This is a genomic window from Rhizorhabdus argentea (genome assembly GCF_037861105.1).
GTDB classification, from domain to species: Bacteria; Pseudomonadota; Alphaproteobacteria; order Sphingomonadales; family Sphingomonadaceae; genus Rhizorhabdus; species Rhizorhabdus argentea.
On the sequence record NZ_JBANFK010000026.1, the window covers coordinates 12,902 to 36,855 of the forward strand.

The window sequence follows — 23,954 nt, forward strand, 5'->3', positions numbered from 1 at the left end:
TATGCAATACTATACAACAGGAGCAGGTTATGGCCGCCGGCCGCAGCGATCTCCAGCGCGCGCTTGGCGGTTTCCTGGCCCTTCACCTGCTTGAGGTCGGCGAGGATGACGGGCGCGTCGGCAGTCCCCGGTTGCGGCGGCACGAGCGGCGCGCCGCCCTTGAAGTGGCCGATCAACGCGAGCAGATCGGGCGCGGCCACCACTTCGATCGAGCCAGCCCAGGCGGCTTCGGATCCCTGTGCAGAGGGGCAAACCAGCCCCAGATCGCGTTCCGACGCATGAAGGGCGGCGAGCAGCACGCCCGGCGCAGGAGCGACGCGGCCATCCAACCCGAGTTCGCCGACGACGACGTAGGAAGCCAGCGTCTCGGCATCGATCACGCCCATCGCGCCGAGCAGCCCCAGCGCAATGGGCAAATCGTAATGCGCGCCCTCCTTGGGCAGATCGGCGGGTGACAGGTTCACCGTGATCCGCTTGGGCGGCAGCGCGAGGCCGATGGCGGACAGCGCCGCCCGTACCCGCTCGCGGCTCTCGGCGACCGCCTTGTCCGGCAGCCCCACCACGACGAACGCCGGCATTCCGGGCGCGACCTGCACCTGCACTTCGACGGCGCGGGCCTCCAGCCCCAGAAATGCGACCGTCGCCACGTGCGCTACCATAGACCCGCCCCCGATGTTCCCGGGCTGTTCTATGGGCGGCGGTGAAGGATTGTCGAGGTTTTTCCGTTATTGGCTGAGCAGGTCGACCTGGCCGCTATCGAAGGCGGATAGCCTGACCCAGCCCAGCGTGGTCGGCGCGACGCCCGGCAGATCGACGCTATACTGATGCCAGCTGCCGGCCGGCAGCGGCTCCGGGGCGACGAAGTTCAGCGACTGCACCGTGCTGGGCGACATCGGCGAGCCCTTGGCGTCGCTCGAGCCCCACTCGACCTTCGCCTTCATGCCGCTGAGCCGTGCCGCCGTCGGATTGCCGAAATCGAGCACGATCCGCGAGCCGCCAGCATAGGGCTGGACATCGGCAAGCGCCACCGCCACCCGGCCGAAATCGGTGGCGAGCAGGCCATAGCCGGTCTGGCCGGGTTTGAGGGTGATCGCCTGGTGATCGCCGATCGATTGTTCGACCTTGGCGAGGCGATCCTCTATCGCCTTCAGCCGGTCGTCGGCCTTCGAATTGCAGGCGCTGAGCGCTGGCAGCAGCATGAACAGGCAGATGGCGGAACGACGCATCGGAGTCTCCAGGCAAAAACATGTCGCCGCTCCGAACGCATGCGAAACGAAAAAGAGCCATCCGCCGGAACGAAATTGGCAGAGCGGTGCGGACGTGCGCTCGATATGCGCATTCAACTCGTCATCCCGATGGACATCGGGACCCAGACCCGCGCCGAAGAAGCTATGCGCTGATAGGTCGGCATTCTTACCTCCCACTCAGTGTTTATGGGTCCCGATTTTCATCGGGATGACGAAGGGGGGACTTCACCCGATTGTCGTGCGCCGCGCAGATTGATTGACTCGGTCCCGCCTTTTGCCTAAGCGCGCTCCCGTTAGCGGCTGCCACATGTTCGGCGGCCCTTTTGTTTTGAATTTGAGGCGAGATACGATGAAGCGCACTTTCCAGCCGAGCAACCTGGTCCGCAAGCGGCGCCACGGTTTCCGTTCGCGCAGCGCCACCCCCGGTGGCCGCAAGGTGCTGGCCGCTCGCCGTGCGCGCGGCCGCAACAAGCTGTCCGCCTGAACGCGACTCCGTACGCGGTGCTTCGGCGCCGCGCGGATTTTTTGGCGGCGAATGGCGGCCGACGGGCGCCAATGCCCGGCTTCGTGCTGCTGGTAAGGCCGCGTGGCGATGACGATCCCGTCATGCGCCTGGGCATCACCGTGACCAAGAAGATCGGCAATGCGGTCGTCCGCAACCGCATCAAGCGGCGCTTCCGCGCGCTTGCCCGCGAGCTGCTGCCGATGGCCGGCATTGCCGGTGCCGATCATGTCCTGATCGGCCGCTCCGGCGGTCTCGATAATGATTTCGCCGATCTGCGTGCGCAGCTTCTGAAAGCGTTGGGGAAGATTTCTCCGAGGGCGCCGGCGTGATCGGACGGGTGATCATCCTGCTGGCGAAAGCCTGGCAGAAGGGCCCATCGCTGATCCTGCCGCCGACCTGTCGCTACGTGCCGAGCTGTTCGGCCTATACGATCGAGGCCGTCTCGCGCTATGGCGCGCTCAAAGGCGGATGGCTCGGGCTCCGCCGGATCTGCCGATGCCACCCTTGGGGTGGCTCCGGCTATGATCCGGTGCCCTGACCATCGACAGTTTTCCGGGAGTTTTTGGTGGATAACCAGCGCAACATGATCCTCGCGATCGTCCTGTCGGCGATCGTCCTGTTCGGATGGACCGCGCTCAGCGACCGGTATTTCCCGGTAGCCAAGCCCCCGGTCACCAAGATCGAAGGCGGCAAGGAGCAGGTGCTGCCCCAGCCCGGCGCCGGTCCCGTCGTCGAAACGGCGGGCGCGATTCGAGCGCGCGCGGTCGTGCTGCGCGAAACCCCGCGTGTTGCGATCGATACCCCGAAGATTGCCGGCTCGATCAACCTCAAGGGCGCCCGGATCGATGATCTGGTGCTCAAGGCCTACCGCGAGACGGTGGCGAAGAATGCACCGCCGATCCGGCTGCTGTCGCCCAACGGCACGCCGGGCTCCTATTATGCCGGCTTCGGCTGGACCGGTGACGGAGTCGACGCGCCCGGGCCGAACACCCTATGGACCGCCGCCGGCCAGAAGCTCACGCCCGCGACCCCCGTAACGCTGAGTTGGACGAACAGCCGGGGCCAGCGCTTCGAGACAGTGTTCGCGGTCGATGCGAATTACATGTTCACCGTCACGCAAAGGCTGATCAACAGCGGCGCCAGCGCTGTCGCCGCCCGCCCTTATGGGCTGGTGTCCCGAGAAGGAATCTCGCGCGATCCGTGGAGCTGGACCAATCGCGTCGGTGCGATCTCGAAGGCTAACGATCGCGCGGTGGACTTCGTGAAGGCGCAGGACCTCGATACGGCAGGAACCGCCGGGTCACGCTTCACCAGCACCGGCGGGTGGCTCGGCTTCAGCGACAAATATTGGCTGACGGCGATGGTGCCCGACCAGCGTTCGCCGGTGGAAGCTGGTTTCCTATCGCCGTCCCCGCATGTCTATCAGGCGGTCCTGACCGGGCGCCCGGTCGTCATCGCGCCCGGCAAGGCGGCCTCTGTCAGCCAGCATTTCTTCGCCGGCGCCAAGGAAGTGAAGCTACTCGACAACTACGAAGCGACGCTGGGCATCGAGCAGTTCGGCCGCGCGATCGACTGGGGCTGGTTCCGGGTGATCGAGAAGCCGATCTTCTGGGTGCTCGACCAGGTCTTCAAGCTGGTGGGCAACTTCGGCGTGGCGATCATCATCCTGACCTTCCTGGTGCGCGGGCTGATGTTCCCGATCGCGCAGAAGCAGTTCCGCTCGATGGCCGGCATGCGCCGCGTGCAGCCGAAGATGAAGGAGCTGCAGGAACGCTACAAGGACGACAAGCCGCGCCTCCAGCAGGAGATGCTGAAGCTCTACCAGGAGGAGAAGGTCAACCCGCTCGCGGGCTGCCTGCCGATCCTGGTGCAGATCCCGGTATTCTACGCGCTCTACAAGGTGCTGATGGTGACGATCGAGATGCGCCACCAGCCGTTCATCCTGTGGATCCGCGATCTGTCCGCGCCCGATCCCCTACACATCCTGAACCTGTTCGGCCTGCTCGACTTCACCCCACCGGCCTTCCTGGGCATCGGCGTGCTGGCGCTGCTGCTCGGCATTTCGATGTGGCTGCAGTTCCGGCTCAACCCGCAGCCGATGGAAGCCGCGCAGCAGCAGGTGATGTCGCTGATGCCGTGGATCATGATGTTCGTCATGGCGCCGTTTGCGGCTGGGCTGCTGGTCTACTGGATCACCTCGAACTTCCTGACGATCGCCCAGCAGACGTGGCTCTACAGCAAGCACCCGGTGATGAAACAGCCGGTCCCAGCCATCGCTTCGGCGAAGAAGAAATGAGCGATGGTCAACCGCCAGCCGATCCGGCGGAGGACCTGATCGAGCCCGCGCGCAAGCTGTTCGCGGGGCCGGTCACCTTCCTGAAATCGGCGCCCGATCTGAAGTTTCTGCCAGATGCGGACGCCCCCGAGGTCGCCTTTGCCGGACGCTCGAACGTCGGCAAGTCGTCGCTGCTCAACCGCCTGACCAACCGCAACAGCCTCGCGCGCACCTCCAACACGCCGGGCCGGACGCAGGAGCTCAATTTCTTCGACGTCGGCGCATCCGAGGAAGGCGCGGTGCCGGTGATGCGGCTGGTGGACATGCCCGGCTATGGCTTTGCCAAGGCGCCCAAGGACATGGTCCGCAAGTGGCGCTTCCTGGTGAACGACTATCTCCGCGGCCGGGTCGTGCTGAAGCGCGCGCTGGTGCTGATCGACAGCCGCCACGGCATCAAGGATGTCGACCGCGAGGTGATGACGATGCTGGACAAGGCGGCGGTCACCTACCATGTCGTGCTCACCAAGGCCGACAAGATCAAGGCGAGCGAACTCGCGGCGGTGACTGCGGCGACCGAGGCCGAGGCCCGCAAGCATGTCGCCGCCCATCCGCGCCTGCTGGTGACGTCGAGCGAGAAGGATTTCGGAATCGCCGAGCTCAGGGCTGCGATATTGGAAGCGATCTCTTCCTGATCGGGAGAGGCTGGGAAAATCGCCGCTCCTGCGTTAAACGCCACTCGATCCAACCGGGAGGCGCGCGATGACGCTCAAGCTGTACATCGGCAACAAGGTCTATTCGAGCTGGTCGCTGCGCGGCTGGCTGGCCGTGAAACAGTCAGGGCTGCCGTTCGAGGAAGAGGTCGTGCCGCTCTATGACGGCGACTGGGAGATGCGCCGGCAAGCGCCCGAGCTCACCGCCTCGAATGGCAAGGTTCCGGTGCTGTGGGACGGCGACGCCGCCGTCTGGGAAAGCCTCGCGATCATCGATTATCTCGCCGACAAGGTCGGTCGTGATCGCTTCTGGCCCGCTGCCGACAAGGCCCGCGCGCTCGCTCGCTCGATGGCGTCGGAAATGCATGCCGGCTACACCGCGCTTCGCTCGCAGCACACGATGAACATGCGCCATGTCTATCCGCCCGACCCGATGACCCCTGAGGTCGCGGCGGATGTGCAGCGCATCACCTCGCTCTGGGATCAGGCGCGGGAGCAGTTCGGGCAGGGCGGCGACTATCTGTTCGGCGCGTTCGGCGCGGTCGACATCATGTTCGCGCCCGTCGTCACCCGCTTCCGCACCTATTCTATCCCCCTACCAGCGCTAGCGTCGGACTATTGCGCGGCGGTCTGGGAGCATCCGTTCATGGTGGAGTGGAGCCAAGGCGCTGCGGGAGAGCATTGGGTGATCGACAAGTTCGAGCGGGCGGCGGAGAAGGCGTAAGGTGGCATCAAAACTCCGAGCCGTCTTTGCGCACTTGGCGGCCCTTGGTGGCGTCGAGATGCATGTCGATATCGGGATAATGGCAGTCGGTCGCTGAGGGGCGGCCGATTGCGATGAACACACAATCCGCGTCGCTCTCGTTGATCAGGTGATGGCCGTTGGCGTCCCCCTTGGGATAGGCAATGCAATCGCCCGGGCCGATCGGCGTTCGGCCCCTGTCATCGATCAGAACCGCCTGGCCGGCCAGCAACACGACGAACTCGTCCTCCCCCTCGTGCCAATGGCGCTGGCCCGACCACGCACCCGGCTTTAGCGTAACGTGGCTGACGCCGAAATCGCTCAGCCCCGCCACGGGGGCAAGGCGGCGATACCAGCGGTTCTGAACCACGCCGGCGTAGATCGAGGGGTAGCCGGTGGCGTTGGTCTGGGGGATCGCGTCGATATCGATCTTCGGCATCGGGGCTTCACGGCTCTTTGCATAACGGACGCGTGAGGCTAGGCGGACGACATGGTGAACGCAATCGACCCTGTCGCGCTGACCGAGCGCCTGATCGCCTGTCCCAGCATCACCCCGGCTGACGCCGGTGCGATGGCGGTGATCGCCGAGGCATTGGAGGCGATCGGCTTCACCGTTCATCGTTTCACGGCGGGCGAGGCACCCGACGGCCCGATCGAGAACCTGTTCGCCACCCGCGGGCAGGGTGCGCCGCACTTAGCCTTTGCGGGGCATAGCGATGTCGTGCCGCCGGGCGAGGGCTGGCACGGCGATCCCTTCGTGCCGGAAATCCGCGGTGATCTCCTCTACGGACGCGGCGCGGTCGATATGAAGGGGGCGATCGGGGCCTTCATCGCCGCCGCGGCGCGTCTCGTCGATCAGCCGGGCACGCTCAGCCTGATCATCACCGGCGACGAGGAGGGCCCGGCGACGCACGGCACCGTGGCGCTGATCGACTGGATGAACGCACGCGGCATCCGTCCCGACCTCTGCCTTGTCGGAGAGCCGACCTCGACGCACCGGCTAGGCGACATGATCAAGATCGGCCGGCGCGGATCGGTCAATATCTGGATCGAGAATGGCGGCGCGCAGGGCCATGTCGCCTATCCGCACCTCGCCGACAATCCGATCCCGGCGTTGGTGAAGGCGCTCGATGCGCTGGCCGGCCTGCACCTCGATGATGGCAACGCCTGGTTCCAGCCGTCCAATCTCGAGATCACCACAGTCGATGTCGGCAACGGCGCCACCAATGTGATCCCGGCGGTCGCGAAGGCGCGCATCAACATCCGCTTCAACGATGAACATAAGGGCGCGGCGCTGGTCGAGCTGGTGCGCTCGACCGTTGCGGCGCACGCCCCCGCCGCGACAATCAGCGCGGTGATCTCCGGCGAGAGCTTCATCACCCCACCCGGCGAATTCTCGACCCTGATCTCGAACGCCATCGTCGAGGCGACCGGGCTTACCCCGGAGCTGTCGACCACGGGCGGCACCTCCGATGCGCGCTTCCTGTCGCGGCTCTGCCCGGTGGTCGAGTTCGGCCTGTGCAATGCGACGATGCACAAGCTGGACGAGGCGGTGGCCATCGCCGATCTCCACGCGCTGGCCGACATCTACGAAGCGATCATTGGCTCGGCCCTGACGCGCTGAGCGGTTGCACGCGCCGAACGACGCGCTATAGCTCAGCGCCGTGCGGGCGTGGTGAAACTGGTAGACGCGCCGGACTCAAAATCCGGTCTCTTCGGAGGTGTCGGTTCGATTCCGACCGCCCGCACCACCACTATAGAGCAATGTGCGTTCTGGGACGCAGCCTGACCGGTATCAGTCCAGCAGCGACAGAAGGTCGATCTTTTCATAATCCTCGAGCGTTATCCGCTCACAGGCTTTGAAAAGCCGCGTTCTCAGCAAGGTCTTGCTTCCATCTTCGGCATGATTTTCAAGCAGGCGATCATTGCCGACGCCACCGATCAGCGTGGTCAACAATGTGGCCCCCTGCTCCTTCGTGATCGGCTGGTGCACCTCGACAGTCGTTTCGAACGCGATATCCCCCTTGCGAAAACAAAGGTCATCGTAAAACCACTCGCCCTCCTGCGTATAGGCGGTCGCCGTGCAGTGATGGCCGTGGACGGGAGTCGTCGTCCACGGCGGCATGCGATAGTTGAGGACGACTGTGTTGGTGGCCTCGTCGACGTGCAGCACGCGCCAGAACGTGCCCGGCGTGATGGCATAGGGGAGCCATGGCACCTCCTCGGAGGCTATACGCTGCACTCGATCCTCGTCGCTTCGGGCAGGGTTCGCTTCGATCGAGGTCATGGTTCTTTCCTCCTTAGAATGAATAGCCGACGGACAGGCCATAGCTGCGCGGCGCCCCAACCGAACCGGACACGCCAAAGGCCGAGGTGGGGAAATCCAGATAATATTTCTGGTTGGCTATGTTGGTGGCGAAAATCTTGACCTCGAAGCCTTCCGGTTCCTGACTCAGCGTAAGGCTGGCCGTGATGAGATGAACCGCCGGCTGTCGGCTCAGACCCAGCGGCCCGCCGCCGCCCGGCAGGAAGTCATAACGCGCAGTGTAGCGATCGGCTGCACTGATTGTGCCGCGCCAGCCTTCACCCAGTGGAAAGGCATAGTCGGCCGACAGCGAATAGGACAGGTCCGGCGCACGCGGCAGCGTGGTCCCGCTGAGATCGGCAACACCGCTGACAAGCCCCGGACCGCCGCTGGGAGCCGGGCATCCCGGATAGCCTGGCGAAGCAAAGGCGGCGGGGCAGAAGATCGCGGCCCGGCGATAATCCTTGAACTTAGCATGTTCGAGCAGCCCGCCGGCGCTGAGGGTGAGACCCGCAATCGGCCGCAGAACGCCACTCATTTCCATGCCATAGATCCGCGCCTTCGCGGCATTTTCCGCGCGCACCGAGCCGGTGGAGGCATCGACGAAGCTGACCTGGATATCCTTATAGTCGTAATAGAAGCCCGCGACAGCGATGCTGATGCCATTGTCGGCTGAGTGCGCCTTCAGTCCAGCCTCGTAGCTGGTCAGTTTTTCCGGCCGCAATGGGACGAGCGGAGCGAAGGCTGGGGTATTATAGCCACCGCTCTTCGCACCCTTGCTGTAGCTGAGATACGCGGTCGAGAGCCTCGTCTCGTGCGACAGGACGACGCGGGGGGTGAAATCACGGAAGGTCACGCTCTCCCCGAAGGCTGGCGTGGCGCCCAGGGCCGCGACTGCCTTGGCATCGCTGGTCGCGCGCAGCTTCTTGGTATCGATATTATAGCGCCCGCCGACCGTGAGTTTGAAATCGGAAGGCAATTGGAGATAGGCCTCGCCGTAAGGTGAAAACGACCGCAATTTGACCTTGGCATCGTTCTGGGCGCCAGCCAGCGGCCCGAATGCAGCGCCCATCAGCTGCACGAACAGTGTGTCCTTGTCCACTTCGCCGCTGACGCCGAACAGAAAGTTGAATGCGCCGCCCAGCTTTGTGCGGACATAGGCGTCCTGGGTAAAGGTGGTGCCGAACTCCTCCGCACGGGAATTGAACAGATCGCCCGAAGAAAAATCCTGATCCACGAAGATCTTATAATGAAAGTCGCGGATGCCGGTCACGCTGACGAGGTTGAAATCGTCGGTTTCGTAAGCGATGTTGAGTGTTCCGGCGAGGTATCGGATGCTAGTGTCGCGTGTCCTGTTCTGCGAAACCTGATAGAATTCTCCGGCCGGGCTGGGGGTTACGCCGAACACTGCGCACGCCGTGCATAATGGCGCTCCCGTCAGGAGACGACGGGCGATCGGGTCGCTCTGTTCGCGATGATATTCGACGCTTGCGACCACGGTGAGCCCCGAGCCCGGCGCATAGCGCAGCTTCCCGCGCACCGTTCCGCTGTCATGGCCCCCCAACCGGTCGCCAGTCGCGATATTGCGGATATAGCCGCCGAGATGGCTGTATTTCCCCGCGACGCGGAACGCCAGGTCGTCGGTGAGAGGCAGGTTGAGCATCCCCTCTCCCTCGAGCCGACCGTAATTGCCGATCGTCGCCCGCACGTTGCCGTGGAGGGCATCGACAGGATCGTTGGTGGTCAGCAGGATGACGCCGCCCGTCGCGTTCCGGCCGTAGAGCGAGCCTTGCGGACCATTGAGCACTTCGATCGACTGCAGATCGACGATGTCGACCGATGCGCCGACCTGGCGCTGGAGATAGACACCGTCCTGATAGGTTCCGATGCTGGATTCAAGACCGGCGTAAGCGGAGTTGGTGCCGATCCCGCGGATATAGACCTGCGCGGAGCCGCCGCTGTCGTTGTAGACGATCGAAGGCAGGCGCACCTGCGCGTCGCGCACACTTTGTACATTGAGCCTCGCGAGCTCGCCGCCGCCCAGCGTTACCGCGGCGACTGGCGCGCGATCGAGCCGTTCGCCGATCTTGCTTGCAGTTACGACGATGTAGTCCTCGCCCGGCAGGGAAACGGCGTTCGCGGCTGTCGCGGAGCCCGCTTCCGCAGCGGTTTGTGCCGCGGCTCCCGTCCCGAAGGCGACGAGGCCAACCGTTGTCAAAAATGACGCCGTAAGATAACGCACAACTTTATGACGACGCATGCCATCCTCCCTGATTTACGGTCTTCGCCGGGCGAACACCACTTAGAGGAAGGTCTTGGATCCGAGCAAACGGCAGTCCATCGCATTTCACGCCAGAAAGATCACAATGGACGACGGCACCGGGACGAATACTGTGATGGCGCTTCCGCTGTCGACCGTTCATTGCTGGAGAAGCCTGCAAAGCTGCGTGGCGACCTGATCTGCCTACAAGGATTGGGCATCGATCCAGAGGCAGTATTATGCGGCAGTGGGGTTTCCTTCGAGGATATACTTGCACAAAAGCCGCTCCCGATCGCGCTCATCGCTGAACTGCTCGATCGTCTGGCTGACGTCGCCCCCGTCGGTTTTGGCATCACTGCGGGCCTGTCGGTCCGTCTGCATGATCTGGGATTGCTAGGCTATCGGCTCAGCCAGTGCGACACGATCGGCGAGTTGCTCGAAGAATGGACGCGCTATTCGATCATCATCGGCTATCCGCTGGGCAGCTTCTTACGGACCGGCCGCAGCGGGTGGACCCTGACGTTCCATAGCCGCTACCCGCTATCGGATCGTGCTTATGCCTTGTGCATAGAATCAACGCTCGCGGGCTTCGCCCGATCGATTTTCAATATGACCGGGTACCGGCTTCAACTTCGCGAGATCGGCTTTCCATTTGCGCGACGTCACGACGAGTCGGCATATCGGGAGATCGATGCGCAGCGCATCTTGTTCGAGAAGTCCCACGCTTATGTATCCGGGGCGCTTGCGGATCTCTTGTGGCCGATGCCCGCCGCGGATGCCGAAGCACGCGCGGTGTGCGACGCCTTCTGTCGCGAAAGCCTGTCGCGTCTGCATATGGCCGAGCCTTTCGGCCGGCGGGTCCATGATGTCATCCGCATGGAGCAGACCACGAATGCGGAAACAGTGGCGCGGGCGCTCGGCGTAAGCGTCCGAAGCATGCAGCGCAGCCTCGCTGCCGAAGACACGAGCTTTCACGCACTGATCGAACAATATCGACACGACCGCGCCAAGGATATGATTCGACAGGGTTTCGCGGCAAAGGTCATCGCGCATGAACTCAACTACCAGAACGTAGCCAGCTATTATCGCGCTTTTAAACGATGGACGGGTAATCACCCCAACGGCTGGCTCGAAACGCAAGCTTGAACCGGAAAAGCCGCGAAGGCCTTCGCGGCGTGGCTTTTCGAATCGGGGGTTTTTACCGATTGCGAAAAACAGCGGCATGATAGCGGCGACCGCGCCCAGACCCACCACTTCGCGGCGATGTGAAGCCTGGCGATCAGGATATCATTTTACTGGCAACTTATCCCGCCATCGATCACGAATTCCGCTCCCGTGGCAAAACGGACTTCGTCGCTGGCCAGCATCACGATAACCGCGGCTATTTCATCACATTCACCCCAGCGTTGCGCCGGCGTTGCCGCGATAAAATCGTCGATGATCGAAGCCGACTCCTCCGTGGGGATCGCCATCGGAGTACGAATCATTCCCGGGTGTACGGAATTGACCCTGATGCCGTCGGGCGCAAGTTCGATGGCGGCCGCCTTGGTCATGCCGCGCACCGCGAATTTGGAAGCCGTATAGGGGAGAACATGGGCCGCGCCCATCAGCCCGGCGACCGACGACATATTGATGATCGCTCCTCCGCCAGCGCGCTTCATCGAAGGGATCACCGACTTCATGCCCAGATAGGTGCCGACCTGATTGACATCGATGACGCGCCGATAGTCCTTTTCTTCCATCGTCTCGATCGCGCCATAGGCGACGATGCCTGCATTGTTCACCAGAACGGAAACCGGGCCGAACGCATCTTCAGCCTGCCGCACGACATCCTTCCACTCGCCTTCCTTGGTCACGTCATGGCGTGCGAAGCGGGCATTGGGGCCGCAATCCCGCGCGACTGCCTGCCCCTCTTCTTCAAGGACGTCCGTCAGAAAGACCTTTGCGCCTTCCCGAACCAGCGCGCGTGCGAAACTGGCTCCCATGCCGCGAGCGCCGCCGGTGACGATGGCTATCTTTCCTTCAACGCGCGCCATTGCTTGCCCTCGTGCTCATGAAGTAGTGGAACAGAATAACGATAAGCCGGTATGGCCCCTGCTCCGGTCCACACCCGGACGGCCTGCCGCAAACCGGTCTTGATCATTCTACGCCATGACCGACTGTGCCGACTCTCGTCGGCATTTCTCCGCCGAGGCTCAGCCGTGCGCCGGCGCCAAGTGTAGGCCTTTAGCGAAATATCCGTTGAGGCCTTTGACGATGAGGTCGTACACCGATTCGACGGTGTCCTTGATCATCGCGGCGTCGGCGGGTTCGACGACATCGAAAGTCGAGGAAAGAAGCATGCGGGTGCGCCCGCCGGGCAGTTCATCCAGCGCCCATGTCGCGATATAATTGCGGACCCCTGCTATGAATCCATCGGTGGCAGTATAATAAAGCCTGTGAGCGACGGGGTCCTCAAGGAACAGGGTCTCTCGATTGACCAACGGCAGGCCGGCGCCTTCCGCATTGCTGCGCTCGAGCACCTTGGTGCGCGGCAGGGTGCCCTTTTCGCCCTCGAGGTAGAATTTTCCCACCTCCATCCCGTCGCGTTCGAGCTCGTTACCCCACCACTCCATGCTGCCCCAGTCGGTCAGCACATCCCACAGGGCTCCGGTTTCGGCTTCAACGATGCCCTCGCTACGGGCAAAAATTCGCTCAATCTTGGCCATCTTCGGCTCCTCGTCGAACTCGCCCTCAGTTGGCGGGGAAAATGCTCGCGCCCAGGCCTTCCAGGCCCTGCCAGTCGCCGGTTGCGACGATCGGATCGCCAGCAGCCTTCTGCGGCGCCGCCCGCAGGACGTTCAGCACCAGACGGCTCGCGCCGGCACGCTCGAACTCGCTCACCCGCTTCAATATGTCGGCGGGCGAACCCCAGGCGAGCACGGAATCGATCAATCGGTCGCTGCCGCCGCCTGCCGTGCATTCTTCCACATCAAAGCCTGCCTTCACGAACGCCGTCTGATAATAAGGCAAGGCGAGATACATGGCGAGATAGCTACGAGCGACCCGGCGGGCCTCTTCGGCGTCGGTGCTCAACACGCACGTTATCTCGGAGGTGATGTTGAGATCCGGGCCGACGCGCTCGCGAGCGTCGGCGATGATGGGGGACGGCATCATCCAGGTCACGATTCCTTGGGCCTGCTTCATCGCCAGCTTCTGCAAACCCGGCGCATGGGCCGCGATATAGACAGGCGCCGTTTCCGCGGGGCTCACCATACCCAGCTTGGTCTGGGCCATGCCTTCCAGATAGGAGGTCATCTTGGGCAAAGGCTGAACCCATTCGCCCCCTCGCTTGCCGATTACGATCGGGTTGGACGCGCCAAGCCCCATGATAAAGCGGCCCGGATAGAATTCCGACAGGGTCTGAAGCGTCTGGACTGCCCCAAAAGGATCACGTCCATATACCGTCGCCACGCCGGTCGCGACCTTCAGAGTCTTTGTATTGGCTAGAATGAAGGCGGTCGCGAGGAACGGGTCGCGGCCAAAGGCATCGAGCAGCCATACGCTTTCGAAGCCGAAGCGTTCGATATCGGTCACCAGCTTGGCCAGTTCATTGGCAGGCAGGAAATTGGTGGTGCGGTCAAGGGTAAGACCAATATCGATCATGGCGCTCTCTCAGTTGGGGATTGAAGTTGGCTTTCTGTGCCGCATGACTGAGGTCACGCCGCCTTCTTGTTAGCGAAATACCGACGGAATCCCTTCAGAACGGCGTCGGTGTAGGTTCGCTCGATGATCGAGCGCATCAAATCCATGTCCGCACCTTCGACGAGATCGAATTCCGACTTGAACGTCATTAACGTCTCGCCAGTCGGCAAGGGGTCGACCAGGGTCGTCGCCAGATAATTCCGGAACTCACTTCGCAATACCGCGCCGCCGGGATTGGGGCGAAAGATCATGTTATAATAGATGCGATGCGTCTCATCATCCTGCAGCAGCAGCGTTTCATCGACGGCGGAGCCGGTGACGTGATGTATCACCCGGGTCCGCGGCACCGCATCAGGGGCGCCGATCAGCTCAATGGTGGCTATCTCGGGACCGGGTCGGCCACCTTCCGAGGGCTTGATCCACCAGCGCTCGAAGGTGCCCCAATCGGTGAGCAACTCCCACACCTCCTCGACCGAGGCGTCGACGATGCCGCGCACTTCAGCATGTCCCCTCTGATATTTCCCCATCAACTATTTTCCTACCGACGTTTTAGTCCCGGATGCCCTGCGGTTGAGTCGATAGCATCAGGCGGCCGTACCGGCACGCCCGATGCTCGAAAGATTTAGAGAAACACCACGTCCAGCGTATGCGTCTTCATGTGAACCTGCGAACTACCCGCTGGATATTCATCGAACACCGAACGGTCCACGTTCATCCCGCTGAACTGCTCCATGATCATGGAGCCGGTACTGCATTCCAACATCCGTTGCTGCGTATCCTTGTACCAATCGGTCTGGCGCATCCTGTTCACGAACTCTTCCGACTTCCAGGACGCAATGGCCACCCATTCGTTAGGATCCCGACCCCACCCATGGAAGGCGAAATTGCATCCCTCCTCATACCAGGGCACAGCGTTCCGGGCCAGTTCATCGAGCGCCTCAAGAAATTCGGCCCGCTTCGCGGGATCGACCTTGAAGCGCGATACGAAACAATTAGCGTCGCGTTCCCACGTGCCCATGCGTTCACTCTCCTTATTCTGGGGACTTGGCGTACCCGCCCTTAAGACTAATCCACCTAGGATAACAGGTCTAAATTGCCGACACACCCCCTGATTGTCAAGTTGTATGTCCAACAGGATTAGGCGGCCGACGTGACGATTTCCGTGGCGAGGGCCGGGCGCAGAACCCTGGCCGTAAAGACCCAGTTATCGCCCGATTTGGCGTAATGATCCTCATAGATGACGTGATATCGTCCATGTTCGCCATTGTTCATCCTGGCTTCGACCAACCCGAACACCATACCGCTGGCCGTGCGGTCTGACACGTCGTGCAGAATGATATTCGTCATATGGTGAACGGCCTGTACGACGGTGGCGACCAGGCTCCGGCCGTAATCACGAATTTGGCCGGTGCCGACGTGCCGCCCGCTGCCGAACGCCGTCTCATCCAGAACTCCATCCGCAGCGAACAGATCGGACCACTGATCGACTTCGCGCTCATCGATGTGCATTGCATATCGATAGATAAGATCATGAATGGCCAATCGATCTTCGATGCGTCCGAATTGCTTTGTCATACCGGCATTTACCTCCATCCCGATGGGCCGCATGAAGCGGCGCGGTCGGCAAACTCCGATCTGCCGAACGCATCGAACTCACATTAGCATTTACCTGCAGGCCGGCGCGAACGGTCAAATGGGGCGGCGCTCTTGACTCGACTCCGCCTGCGAACTGGCTAACCTCGGACTGGATTCCTATGCGAACCTCAGGAGGGTGAGACGTTGGCGCCAACGGGCTGATATAATGTCGTTCTGCGAACGAGATCCCGTCCGGCCAATGCGGCGATTTCGTTGAGCGTATCTATCGACATTTCCTGTCCGTGCGCCGCTCCCGCAGCCCGGCTGATCGACTCATTCATAAGGATGCCGCCCAGATCATTGCATCCCGCACCAAGGCAAGCCGCCGCACCGGCGTGACCCATCTTCACCCAGGAAACCTGGATCGAATCGATTGCGCGATGCAACGCAATCCGTGCCACGGCATGGAGCAGCACCGTCTCGCGCCAGGTTGGCCCCTTGCGAGCGTGCCCGCGCATGTAAACCGGCGATTGCATGTGAACGAACGGCAGAGGCACGAATTCGGTAATCCCCCCCGTCTCGAGCTGAAGCGCCCGGATATCGGCAAGATGGCGCGCCTGGTGGATCGGCGCCTCCAGATGGCCGAACATCATCGTGGCGGTGGTTTTGAGGCCAACCTGGTGCGCCGTTCGGATGATGCCCAGCCACTCAGCCCGCGACAGCTTATCGGGGCAGATCTTCGCGCGCACTTCGTCGTCCAGGATTTCCGCAGCCGTCCCCGGCAGTGATCCCAGTCCCTCGTCCTTGAGCATCAGGAGATAGTCGGCGACCGCCATTCCGAGCGTGGATGCGCCCTGGGAAATTTCCAGCGGGGAAAAGGCATGGACATGCATAGCAGGCTGCGCCTGCTTCACCGCGCGCACGACGTCCCGATAGGTTTCTCCGGTATAGGACGGGTGTATACCACCCTGCAGGCAGATCTCGGTCGCGCCTCGCGCCCATGCCTCGCTCGCTCGTTCGCCGATTTCCGCCATCGACAAATTATAGGGCTTGTCGCGAAAGCCGCCCTTGGCCGAGGTTTTGGAGAATGCACAGAAGGTGCAGCTGAACGTGCAGATGTTGGTGTAATTGATGTTGCGGTTAACGACATAGGTTACGCTGTCGCCGCAGGTATCACGCCGCAGTTGATCGGCTGCGGCGACGATTTCTGCCGCCTCCGCGCCCCGCGCGGTCAACATCGTGGCGATCGCTCCGGGACTGAGGCTGTCGCCACGCACCGCACCCGCGAGCGCGAGATCGACGTCACGACGAACAAATCCCCCGGAGGCGCCTGTGCCGAGCGGGTGCAGCGCCGTCCCGGGGGCCGGCACATCCAGCCCCGGGCTCCAGTCCTGCGCCCGCGCCAAACCGTCGGCTTCCGACAGACGCACGACGGCCTTCCTCATCACCGGGTCCAGCCAACGATCGGGCTGCCCTGCGAAGGCCGGATAGATGGTTAGCCGCTCGATCAATGGCCGCCCCGCCGCCGCACATTCGCGCTCGAGCGCCTCGATCTCGGGCCACGGCGCTTCGGGGTTCACATGGTCGATCGTTATCGGAGAAATACCGCCAAAGTCGGACAATCCAGCCTGCACCATCGCTACCGTGCGGCCCGGGTTGAGGTTCGGCGGCGACTGCACCGCGACCGATGCCCCCAGAATGATGCGTGCCGCGGCGATCGTCCACAACAGATCCGCCTCGTCGGGTTCGGCCGCATTCTCCATCTTGGTGCCCGCCTTGGCGCGGAAATTCTGGACGATCACTTCCTGGATATGGCCATGCTGGCGGTGCAGATCCGCAATGGCGACCAATGCTTCCAATCGTTCGGCTCGCGTTTCGCCGATGCCGATCAATATGCCCGTCGTGAACGGTATCGACTGCCGGCCAGCTTCCGCGATCGAGGCCAGCCGCACCGCCGGGTCCTTGTCGGGCGATCCATGATGCGGCCCGCCCTTTTCGCACAGCCGCCGCGCAGTGCTTTCCAGCATCATGCCCATCGAGGCGGACACGGGACGCAGTTTTTCATAGTCCGCGCGGCTCAGCACGCCCGCATTGATATGCGGGAGCAGCCCGGTTTCCGCGACCACCTGCGCCGCGCTTTCCACGACATAATCAATGGTCGTCTCATGGCCAAGCGCCTGCAGTGCGGCCCGCGCTGCGGCATAGCGCAACTCCGGCTTGTCGCCCGTGGTGAACAACGCTTCCTTGCAACCCGCCGCGGCCCCCGCCCTGGCTATCGCCATGACCTGTTCGCCTGACAAATAAGCGGCGGACAGATGACGTGGTGCGGTGGCGAAGGTGCAATAATGGCACACATCGCGGCATAGTTGCGTCAGCGGAATGAAAACCTTCCGCGAATAGGTCAGGAACGGAACAGCCGCCTGGTCGCGCAGCGCGCCGGCCTCGGCAAGCAGCGTCGCCTGCGGCAGGGCCAGCAGTTCGGCGATCAAGGCAGCTGGGTTCATCCGATCCCTCTTGATGATGTGATCACGCTCAGGCTGACGGAACAAGCTCGCCGGTGATCTGTATACCGGCGCCGTCAACCTGATAGGTCTTGTTGATGAATATGAGCAGCGAAGTCATGGCTTCTGCGGCTGCGGAATTCGCCAGCGCGCCGCCATGGAGTCCGCGGACGCCTATTTCGTTGGCAAGGCCCACGACCACGGACCGTGCTTCCTTGTCGTCGCTGAACACGAGAATGTCGCATGCAACATCTACGTCCTTGGCAAGCTTGGCGGCCGCGACATTATGAAACCCGGACACCACGCGCACGCCATCGCCCAGAAGCTGTGCGGCCTTCAGAGCGGCTGAGCCTTCGGCGGGCAATTGAACGCGCATCACGCGGGGCGGCACGAGCGGCACCGTCGTATCGACGACGATCTTGCCGGCGGCATGGGGCCTGATCGCTTCAAGCGTAGCTTCTTGCGCCTCGAAAGGCACAGTGACGAACAGGATGTCGCCTGCGCGTGCCGCCTCGACATTGTCCATGCCGATGATGCCATGGCCAAGGTCGGCAGCCCGCTTCGATGCGCTCTCCGCCGTCCGCGAGCCGAGCAGGACTTCATGATTTGCCCGCGCCAGTCGCCAGGCCAATCCACTTCCCAGATTGCCAGTTCCGCCGATGACAGCAATTTTAGCCTTGGACATCATGCCCCTTTCGTCTTCTACCGCGTATAGGATCAGTCGATCTAGTATGCGCTGACTGTATCAGCGTCCAGCAATATCGCGCCGAGGCCGGCTATGGCTTTCCGCGCGGCGTGCCGGACAGATATCGCTGCAACGGAAAGCAACTCTTCCGGTCACGGGGTTTCGTGGAATTCCGAATGAATTGCCTCGAACGCGAGTATCTGGGTGTCGGCTTTGCCCATGCGCGAGTCGCGATAGGGGGCATAATCGGGAGAGGACAGGCTCGCGCGCAGATCGGCAAGGGTAGGATAGGAGAGGATTGCGATCTGGTCCGGCGCCGATCCTTCGCCCTCCTCTACGGATATCTGAGTTCCGATCGCGATATAGCGTCCCCCATGTTGGCGGACGATCGCTGGAACGTTGGCGACATAGTCGTTTAGCCAAGATCGGTCGTGGACCTTCAGCGTTACGATAACAAAGGCGGTCACAATTTGTCCTTCAGCCCTCGTTCGCGAACAGTGGGAGGAGAGAACGGAGAGGCCCATATCGAAGCGCCTGCAGAATGTCCGTGGCCGGTGGGCGCTGCCCCTGCTCCAGCGTCATGTCGCGCCTTCAGGATGGCAGTCCCAAGGCCGCGCGCAAATGGCCCAGGCGCACCGGGTAATAGGCTTGAAGACCCTGATTGACTTCATTTGCAGCCGGGTGATCCGCCTGCAGGCCCGACACCCAGTCGATGCGGGTGGCATCAGGAGACAAGGAGGTCAGCCGCATCGAGCCCTTCACACCGATCACTGCAGGGCGCGAGCTGTCGATGACGCGATACTCCAGCACATGATGGTCATGATCGAGCCGGTCGAGGCTTTCCGTCGCCCACCAATCGGCAAAATGAACGGTTCGAACAGCGCCTTCGCCCTGGCCGACGGTTTCACAGCGATCGACCAGGGGATGCCAGTTCTTCAAGCCGGAAAAATCGCTGATCATCGCCCATATCGTTGCGATCGGTAGCGGTATGTCCGCAGAGGTCGACACAGTCATTAATCCATCTCCGAATTGGCTTCGAGATTAGCAGGCCAGCGGCGGCCATCGATCCTCGCGACCCGCAGCGACATTCACTTCGACCCGTCCTTCGCGAACGCGCACCGGATACACCGGCAGCGTCCGCACCGCCGCGCCGCCAACCGCGCGCCCGTCATCGATGCAGAAGCGCGCGCCATGGCGGCGGCAGATCAGCTCTCGTCCAATGATGCGGCCATCGGCCAACGGAAAGTCGAGATGCGTGCACCGGTTGCGGACCGCGTGCACCTCCTTGCCAAGCATGAACAGCAGGATCGGTTGACCGTCGATCTCCACCACCTTGCGACCTGCGTCGGCGAGCTCCGACAACAGGCACGCCTCCACGAACAAGTCCTCGCCCTGCATCACCGCCGATCCTGGCTGTCTGCGAGTCGTGCCACCAGTCGATGCGCCGCCGCATGGGGATCCATGGTCCGGGAAACTGTACCGGCAATCAACGCATTGATGTCGGGGTCGTCCTGAATGCCGGATAGGTGGCGGCGCAACAGACCATGCGCCAGCGCCACAACACGCGCCTGCATGCGACGGATCGAACGCTCACGTCCCTGGTCGCTCGATCCGCGCCAGCAGTCAAAGAAATCGTCGACAGCGGCGATAAGCGTGCTGACACCTTCGCCCCGGTTCGCCTGAAGCGGGATTACCGGGGTGTTCCAACCCTCGATCGTGGGTTTTCGGTGCGCCACCATTTCGCGAAGGTTGCGGACCATCCGCTCCGCACCGGCGACGTCTACCTTGTTGACCACGAAGATGTCAGCGATTTCCAGCAAGCCAGCCTTGACCGATTGTATGCCATCGCCCCCCTCGGGCGTCTGGAGGACGATGACGACATCCGCCTGGGTCAGCACCTCAATCTCGCTCTGTCCGACGCCGACGGTCTCTACAACGATGATGTCGAAACCCAGGGCATCGATGATCGTGAGCGCATCGCCCGCAGCTTCCGCCAGGCCGCCCAGGGCACCACGCGCAGCCATCGAGCGGATCAGCACGTCGGGATCGCCAGCGTGGCGCCCCATCCGAACCCGATCGCCCAACACCGCGCCGCCGCTAAGAGGGCTTGACGGGTCCACCGCCAGCACCGCCACCCTTTTGCCGGCAGCCCGCCACATCGTTACGCAGCTATCAACAAGCGTGCTCTTGCCCGCGCCGGGAGGGCCGGTGACGCCAACGACGCGCGCATTCCCGCCGTTCAGATAGAGATGTTCCAGGATGGGGGAGACGCCAATGTCGCCCAGTTCGACGCGGGTAATCAAACGCGCGGCCGCCTGCCTGTCGCCTGCTATGATCCGGTGCGCCAGGGACGCTGCATTCATTGTTTCGCCCGGCCGCGATTCTTCACGAACGCAACGATCTCCTCGGTGGTCGATCCCGGACCGAACACCCCGGTTACACCCATTTCATCGAGCACCGGAACGTCATCCGGGTGGATGAGGCCGCCCAGCATGATCGGTATATCGCCGACATTTCGGGCCACCATCGCATCCAGCAGCATGCGGGTGTAGGTGAGATAGGCGGCGGAGGAGAAGCTGAGGCCGACGATGTCGGCATCTTCGTCGACAACGGCCTGCGCCATCCCCTCTATGGTGTTATGCTCGCCGATATAGATCACCTCGACGCCCGCATCGCGCAAGATCTGCGCGATGGTGCGGATGCCCTTGGAATGAACATCGGTGCCTACCATGCCCAGCAGGCAGCGCACCGGTCCAGCATGGCTGTCGGTGGTGGCGGTAGCGATATCCGGCTCAATGTTCATAGCGAATCGGCGCCTCCAACGCGCCAAAGGCATCATAGGGATACCCCATACCCAGCCGCAGCGTGCCCCATACCTCGCCGATCGAAGCGTCGGCCAGCAACGCGTCGATCATCGGGCCGGTGGTGTTGGTGCCGTTGCGGGCGCTGCTGTGCAGCACGCGCAGCGACGCTTCCCATCGGCTGCGGTCACGCTGTTGTTTCAGTTCGGAGAAACGCTGCATGTGCTTGCGCGTGTTGGTGGGGTCGAACGTAAAGCGGGGCGGCGGCGGTTCGCTTTCCGGAATGAACCGGTTCAGTCCGATCACGACGCGTTCCCCCTCGTCCAGCTCACGCTGTATGTTAAGGTTATGATCGTCCATTATGCGCTCGATATAGCCGCTCTTCACGGCTTCGAGCACACCGATGTCCAGGATCTTTTGCAAGATGTCTTTGGCTTGCGCTTCGACCTGGTCCGTCAGGGATTCGACATACCAGCTCCCCCCCAGCGGGTCGGCGACGCGGGCGGCACCGACTTCCTCGGCAAGGATCTGTTGCTGGCGTATCGCAAGATCGCGAGCATCGTGGGTCGGAACGCAGATCGGTTCGTCGAACGTGCAGGCTTCCAGCGACTGGACCCCTCCGCACAGGGCGGCGAAGCTCTGGATCGCGGTACGGGTGAGATTGTTGAGCGGCTGCTTGTAGACGAGCGATCGGCCGGAGGTGTGACAGGCGACGCGCAGCCGGAGCGCCCGGGTGTCGGTTGCGCCGAACCGCTCTTTCATCGTGTGTGCCCAGAAACGGCGCAGTGCCCGGAACTTGGCCACCTCCTCGAAGAAATCGGTGTCCGAAGTGGAAACCCATGCGATCGATGCCGCCGCCTGATCGACACTTATGCCCCGCTTGATCAGGTCTTCGATTGTCGCGATGACGATAGCCATGCCCACGCCGATTTCGCCCGCGGGCGTCAGCCCTCGCTCTCGCAGATCATAGGCCTGAGGCAGTCCCAAGGCCCAGCGCGGGCTTTGCTTGACGCAATATTCGACCTGATCGACGGTACTGCGATGTCCGAGATCGGCCGGAACGACATGCTGGCCCCAGCCGGCGAGAGTTTCCTGCAGCATGTCCGGCATGTTGGATCCCTGGAGCAGCTTCAGATCGCCGCCGCGACTGACGTGCGTGGCAGCGACCAGCGCATAGGCCGTGGTCGTCCAGTGCCAGGCGGTATCCACCTTCGCCAGATCGACGCCTGCCATGAGCCGGTCCATGTCCCGCATCGTCGGCAGTGAGCAGCCCTCCAGCCCGACTTCGGGGCCGACGGCCGGATGGTCGGGATCGATCGACTGATTGGTCGGTGGATCGCACACGACGTTTACGCCGGTACCACCCGACGCCAACACCATTTCCAGACCCTCGCGCGTATCCTCGGGCGCGCCATAGCCCACGATATTCCGCAGGGTCCACATGCGGGTCCGATACATCTGCGGAAACGCGCCGCGCGTATAGGGATATTGACCGGGATCACCCAGCTTTTCGCCGTACTCCGCGCGGGCATCTGCCGGCCGATAATAGGGATCGGTTTCGATGCCTCCTGCCGTTTTCGTCCGCGTCAGCTTGACCTCAAGGTTCGCAACGTCGACCAGCGAAGTTTCCGGCTTGCCAACCGTCATACCGACATCCTTACCCTATGTGTTTCTAAAACAGAGATTTGCCACGCCAAATCTTTTCACGTGACGCGAACCGCGCCAGACCACAGCAAACATTCGTCATCCGATTAGATCGTTGCCATCCGACCATATCGTAGATACGCTTTCCAACCCACCTGCGCGACCTGATTCTGCGCGGAAACGGTGATCCTTAGAGCCGTAAGAGTCTTGCAAATCTAGATCTACCGATCTAGCTTGATTACTAGCCGGGCATGTGTATGTCAACCTCGTGGGTTGGGCACATTGGTAATCTGAACGAATGAGAATGATCGACATCGAGGTTCCCGCCTCCATCAAGAGGAGACGCGGCAACGCACAGCCCCCCTCGAAACGAGCGGAGGAAATAGCGGAGCAGGCAATCTGTTTGTTCAATATCTTCGGCGCCTCGCGATTTTCGGTAAACCGTGTCGCTGAGGAGCTTGGGATTAGTCCCGGCAACCTCCACTATCATTTCCGAACGAACAGCGATCTTTTTCTCACCCTTTTTGGCCGCTTGGAAACCGAGATCCGCGTGGTTTTGACGCGCCCCAAGATGCCGATGACGTTTCAAGACCTCGTCGTGCATCAGATCGACGTTCAGCGCTGCCTTTGGCGGCACCGCTATTTTTTCAGGGATCTCGACTTCCTCATCCACATCGACGAGCAGATATTTCTGCGGTTCCTCGACCTGCAGGATTGGTCGATCCAGCAAATCGTCGATCACCAGGAACTGTACCGCAACAATTTCAATATGTTGCCGCTCAAACCACCCAATAACGAACTGGAAATCGCCCGCAATTGCTGGATGATGTGGACGAGCTGGGTTCGATGGGAAGCGATCGCGGGGGGCGAAAAGGAGCCGTCGGGCGAGGCCTTGAACCAGATCATTCATCGTCTGACCTGGTATCACTTCAGCCACCATCTTCCCTATATCGATCCTTTGACGGGTGTGGCGATCCAGCGCAAACTGATCGAAATATTGGGACCAAAATAACGCCGCCG

27 protein-coding genes, 1 tRNA gene and 1 pseudogene are annotated in these 23,954 nt (G+C 62.1%); 10 read left to right on the plus strand and 19 right to left on the minus strand.

The window, feature by feature from the left end:
* Positions 1-14 precede the first annotated feature (14 nt).
* Together AAC645_RS17775 and AAC645_RS17780 are read right to left on the minus strand one after the other, a co-directional pair.
* Positions 15-659, minus strand: a pseudogene (locus AAC645_RS17775) (magnesium chelatase domain-containing protein); the annotation flags it as partial.
* A 66-nt stretch (positions 660-725) separates the two neighbouring features.
* On the minus strand, positions 726-1,226 hold the full coding sequence (locus AAC645_RS17780; RefSeq protein ID WP_340317922.1) for a DUF3251 domain-containing protein: 501 nt from the start codon (positions 1,224-1,226) through the stop codon (positions 726-728).
* A 370-nt stretch (positions 1,227-1,596) separates the two neighbouring features.
* Between AAC645_RS17780 and rpmH the strand changes: the two genes are divergently transcribed.
* From rpmH to AAC645_RS17810, 6 genes are all read left to right on the plus strand, one after another.
* The gene (rpmH, locus tag AAC645_RS17785; RefSeq protein WP_127744382.1) at positions 1,597-1,731 is read left to right on the plus strand and encodes a 50S ribosomal protein L34; all 135 of its coding nucleotides are present in this window, start codon (positions 1,597-1,599) and stop codon (positions 1,729-1,731) included.
* 17 nt (positions 1,732-1,748) lie between these two features.
* Entirely contained in the window at positions 1,749-2,081 is a 333-nt protein-coding gene (gene rnpA / locus AAC645_RS17790; RefSeq protein WP_340317923.1) for a ribonuclease P protein component, read from the plus strand.
* Complete coding sequence (gene yidD, locus AAC645_RS17795; protein ID WP_340317924.1) at positions 2,078-2,290, plus strand: membrane protein insertion efficiency factor YidD; 213 nt, start codon at positions 2,078-2,080, stop codon at positions 2,288-2,290. The genes rnpA and yidD overlap by 4 nt, the downstream gene beginning before the upstream one ends.
* Before the next feature lie 27 nt (positions 2,291-2,317).
* The gene (gene yidC, locus AAC645_RS17800) at positions 2,318-4,048 is read left to right on the plus strand and encodes a membrane protein insertase YidC (protein WP_340317925.1); all 1,731 of its coding nucleotides are present in this window, start codon (positions 2,318-2,320) and stop codon (positions 4,046-4,048) included.
* Positions 4,045-4,719, plus strand: coding sequence for a ribosome biogenesis GTP-binding protein YihA/YsxC (yihA, locus tag AAC645_RS17805; protein ID WP_340317926.1), 675 nt, complete (start codon positions 4,045-4,047; stop codon positions 4,717-4,719). Before yidC ends, yihA begins: the two co-directional genes overlap by 4 nt.
* 67 nt (positions 4,720-4,786) lie before the next feature.
* Positions 4,787-5,461, plus strand: a complete 675-nt coding sequence (locus AAC645_RS17810) for a glutathione S-transferase family protein (RefSeq protein ID WP_340317927.1) — start codon at positions 4,787-4,789, stop codon at positions 5,459-5,461.
* A gap of 7 nt (positions 5,462-5,468) precedes the next feature.
* Here AAC645_RS17810 and AAC645_RS17815 read toward each other — a convergent pair whose 3' ends face one another.
* The gene (locus AAC645_RS17815; protein WP_340317928.1) at positions 5,469-5,918 is read right to left on the minus strand and encodes a cupin domain-containing protein; all 450 of its coding nucleotides are present in this window, start codon (positions 5,916-5,918) and stop codon (positions 5,469-5,471) included.
* Between the two features lie 51 nt (positions 5,919-5,969).
* On the opposite strand from AAC645_RS17815, the gene dapE reads away from it, so the two are divergent.
* A complete protein-coding gene (dapE, locus tag AAC645_RS17820; protein WP_340317929.1) occupies positions 5,970-7,103 on the plus strand; it encodes a succinyl-diaminopimelate desuccinylase in 1,134 nt (377 codons plus the stop codon).
* A gap of 42 nt (positions 7,104-7,145) precedes the next feature.
* Positions 7,146-7,230: transfer RNA gene (locus AAC645_RS17825), tRNA-Leu, on the plus strand.
* Between the two features lie 44 nt (positions 7,231-7,274).
* On the opposite strand, the gene AAC645_RS17830 is transcribed toward AAC645_RS17825, so the two are convergent.
* Positions 7,275-7,766 carry a cupin domain-containing protein gene (locus tag AAC645_RS17830; RefSeq protein WP_340317930.1) on the minus strand — a complete coding sequence of 164 codons (492 nt, stop codon included), beginning with the start codon at positions 7,764-7,766 and terminating at the stop codon, positions 7,275-7,277.
* 13 nt (positions 7,767-7,779) lie between these two features.
* The gene (locus tag AAC645_RS17835; RefSeq protein WP_340317931.1) at positions 7,780-10,002 is read right to left on the minus strand and encodes a TonB-dependent receptor; all 2,223 of its coding nucleotides are present in this window, start codon (positions 10,000-10,002) and stop codon (positions 7,780-7,782) included.
* A 30-nt stretch (positions 10,003-10,032) separates the two neighbouring features.
* Here AAC645_RS17835 and AAC645_RS17840 point away from each other — a divergent pair, with 30 nt between their 5' ends.
* A complete protein-coding gene (locus tag AAC645_RS17840) occupies positions 10,033-11,190 on the plus strand; it encodes an AraC family transcriptional regulator (RefSeq protein ID WP_340317932.1) in 1,158 nt (385 codons plus the stop codon).
* Positions 11,191-11,336: 146 nt separating this feature from the next.
* On the opposite strand, the gene AAC645_RS17845 is transcribed toward AAC645_RS17840, so the two are convergent.
* From AAC645_RS17845 to AAC645_RS17910, 14 genes are all read right to left on the minus strand, one after another.
* Positions 11,337-12,080: a glucose 1-dehydrogenase gene (locus AAC645_RS17845; protein WP_340317933.1), complete on the minus strand. Its 744-nt coding sequence runs from the start codon at positions 12,078-12,080 to the stop codon at positions 11,337-11,339.
* A gap of 159 nt (positions 12,081-12,239) precedes the next feature.
* Positions 12,240-12,752, minus strand: a complete 513-nt coding sequence (locus tag AAC645_RS17850; protein ID WP_340317934.1) for an SRPBCC family protein — start codon at positions 12,750-12,752, stop codon at positions 12,240-12,242.
* Between the two features lie 25 nt (positions 12,753-12,777).
* A complete protein-coding gene (locus AAC645_RS17855; protein ID WP_340317935.1) occupies positions 12,778-13,689 on the minus strand; it encodes an LLM class flavin-dependent oxidoreductase in 912 nt (303 codons plus the stop codon).
* Between the two features lie 53 nt (positions 13,690-13,742).
* A complete protein-coding gene (locus AAC645_RS17860) occupies positions 13,743-14,225 on the minus strand; it encodes an SRPBCC family protein (RefSeq protein WP_340317936.1) in 483 nt (160 codons plus the stop codon).
* Positions 14,226-14,350: 125 nt separating this feature from the next.
* Entirely contained in the window at positions 14,351-14,746 is a 396-nt protein-coding gene (locus tag AAC645_RS17865) for a putative quinol monooxygenase (RefSeq protein ID WP_340317937.1), read from the minus strand.
* A 119-nt stretch (positions 14,747-14,865) separates the two neighbouring features.
* Complete coding sequence (locus tag AAC645_RS17870; RefSeq protein ID WP_340317938.1) at positions 14,866-15,336, minus strand: nuclear transport factor 2 family protein; 471 nt, start codon at positions 15,334-15,336, stop codon at positions 14,866-14,868.
* Between the two features lie 155 nt (positions 15,337-15,491).
* Complete coding sequence (gene cofH / locus AAC645_RS17875; RefSeq protein ID WP_340317939.1) at positions 15,492-17,807, minus strand: 5-amino-6-(D-ribitylamino)uracil--L-tyrosine 4-hydroxyphenyl transferase CofH; 2,316 nt, start codon at positions 17,805-17,807, stop codon at positions 15,492-15,494.
* Between the two features lie 28 nt (positions 17,808-17,835).
* The gene (npdG, locus tag AAC645_RS17880; RefSeq protein ID WP_340317956.1) at positions 17,836-18,489 is read right to left on the minus strand and encodes an NADPH-dependent F420 reductase; all 654 of its coding nucleotides are present in this window, start codon (positions 18,487-18,489) and stop codon (positions 17,836-17,838) included.
* A 152-nt stretch (positions 18,490-18,641) separates the two neighbouring features.
* Positions 18,642-18,956, minus strand: coding sequence for a DUF1330 domain-containing protein (locus AAC645_RS17885; RefSeq protein ID WP_340317940.1), 315 nt, complete (start codon positions 18,954-18,956; stop codon positions 18,642-18,644).
* 124 nt (positions 18,957-19,080) lie between these two features.
* On the minus strand, positions 19,081-19,503 hold the full coding sequence (locus AAC645_RS17890; protein WP_340317941.1) for an SRPBCC family protein: 423 nt from the start codon (positions 19,501-19,503) through the stop codon (positions 19,081-19,083).
* Positions 19,504-19,530: 27 nt separating this feature from the next.
* Positions 19,531-19,887, minus strand: coding sequence for a Rieske (2Fe-2S) protein (locus AAC645_RS17895; RefSeq protein WP_340317942.1), 357 nt, complete (start codon positions 19,885-19,887; stop codon positions 19,531-19,533).
* Positions 19,887-20,852 carry a methylmalonyl Co-A mutase-associated GTPase MeaB gene (gene meaB / locus AAC645_RS17900; protein ID WP_340317943.1) on the minus strand — a complete coding sequence of 322 codons (966 nt, stop codon included), beginning with the start codon at positions 20,850-20,852 and terminating at the stop codon, positions 19,887-19,889. The genes AAC645_RS17895 and meaB overlap by 1 nt, the downstream gene beginning before the upstream one ends.
* Complete coding sequence (locus tag AAC645_RS17905) at positions 20,849-21,292, minus strand: cobalamin B12-binding domain-containing protein (RefSeq protein ID WP_340317944.1); 444 nt, start codon at positions 21,290-21,292, stop codon at positions 20,849-20,851. Before AAC645_RS17905 ends, meaB begins: the two co-directional genes overlap by 4 nt.
* Positions 21,282-22,937 carry a methylmalonyl-CoA mutase family protein gene (locus AAC645_RS17910; protein WP_340317945.1) on the minus strand — a complete coding sequence of 552 codons (1,656 nt, stop codon included), beginning with the start codon at positions 22,935-22,937 and terminating at the stop codon, positions 21,282-21,284. The genes AAC645_RS17905 and AAC645_RS17910 overlap by 11 nt, the downstream gene beginning before the upstream one ends.
* Before the next feature lie 301 nt (positions 22,938-23,238).
* On the opposite strand from AAC645_RS17910, the gene AAC645_RS17915 reads away from it, so the two are divergent.
* Positions 23,239-23,946, plus strand: a complete 708-nt coding sequence (locus AAC645_RS17915; RefSeq protein ID WP_340317946.1) for a TetR/AcrR family transcriptional regulator — start codon at positions 23,239-23,241, stop codon at positions 23,944-23,946.
* Positions 23,947-23,954 lie beyond the last annotated feature (8 nt).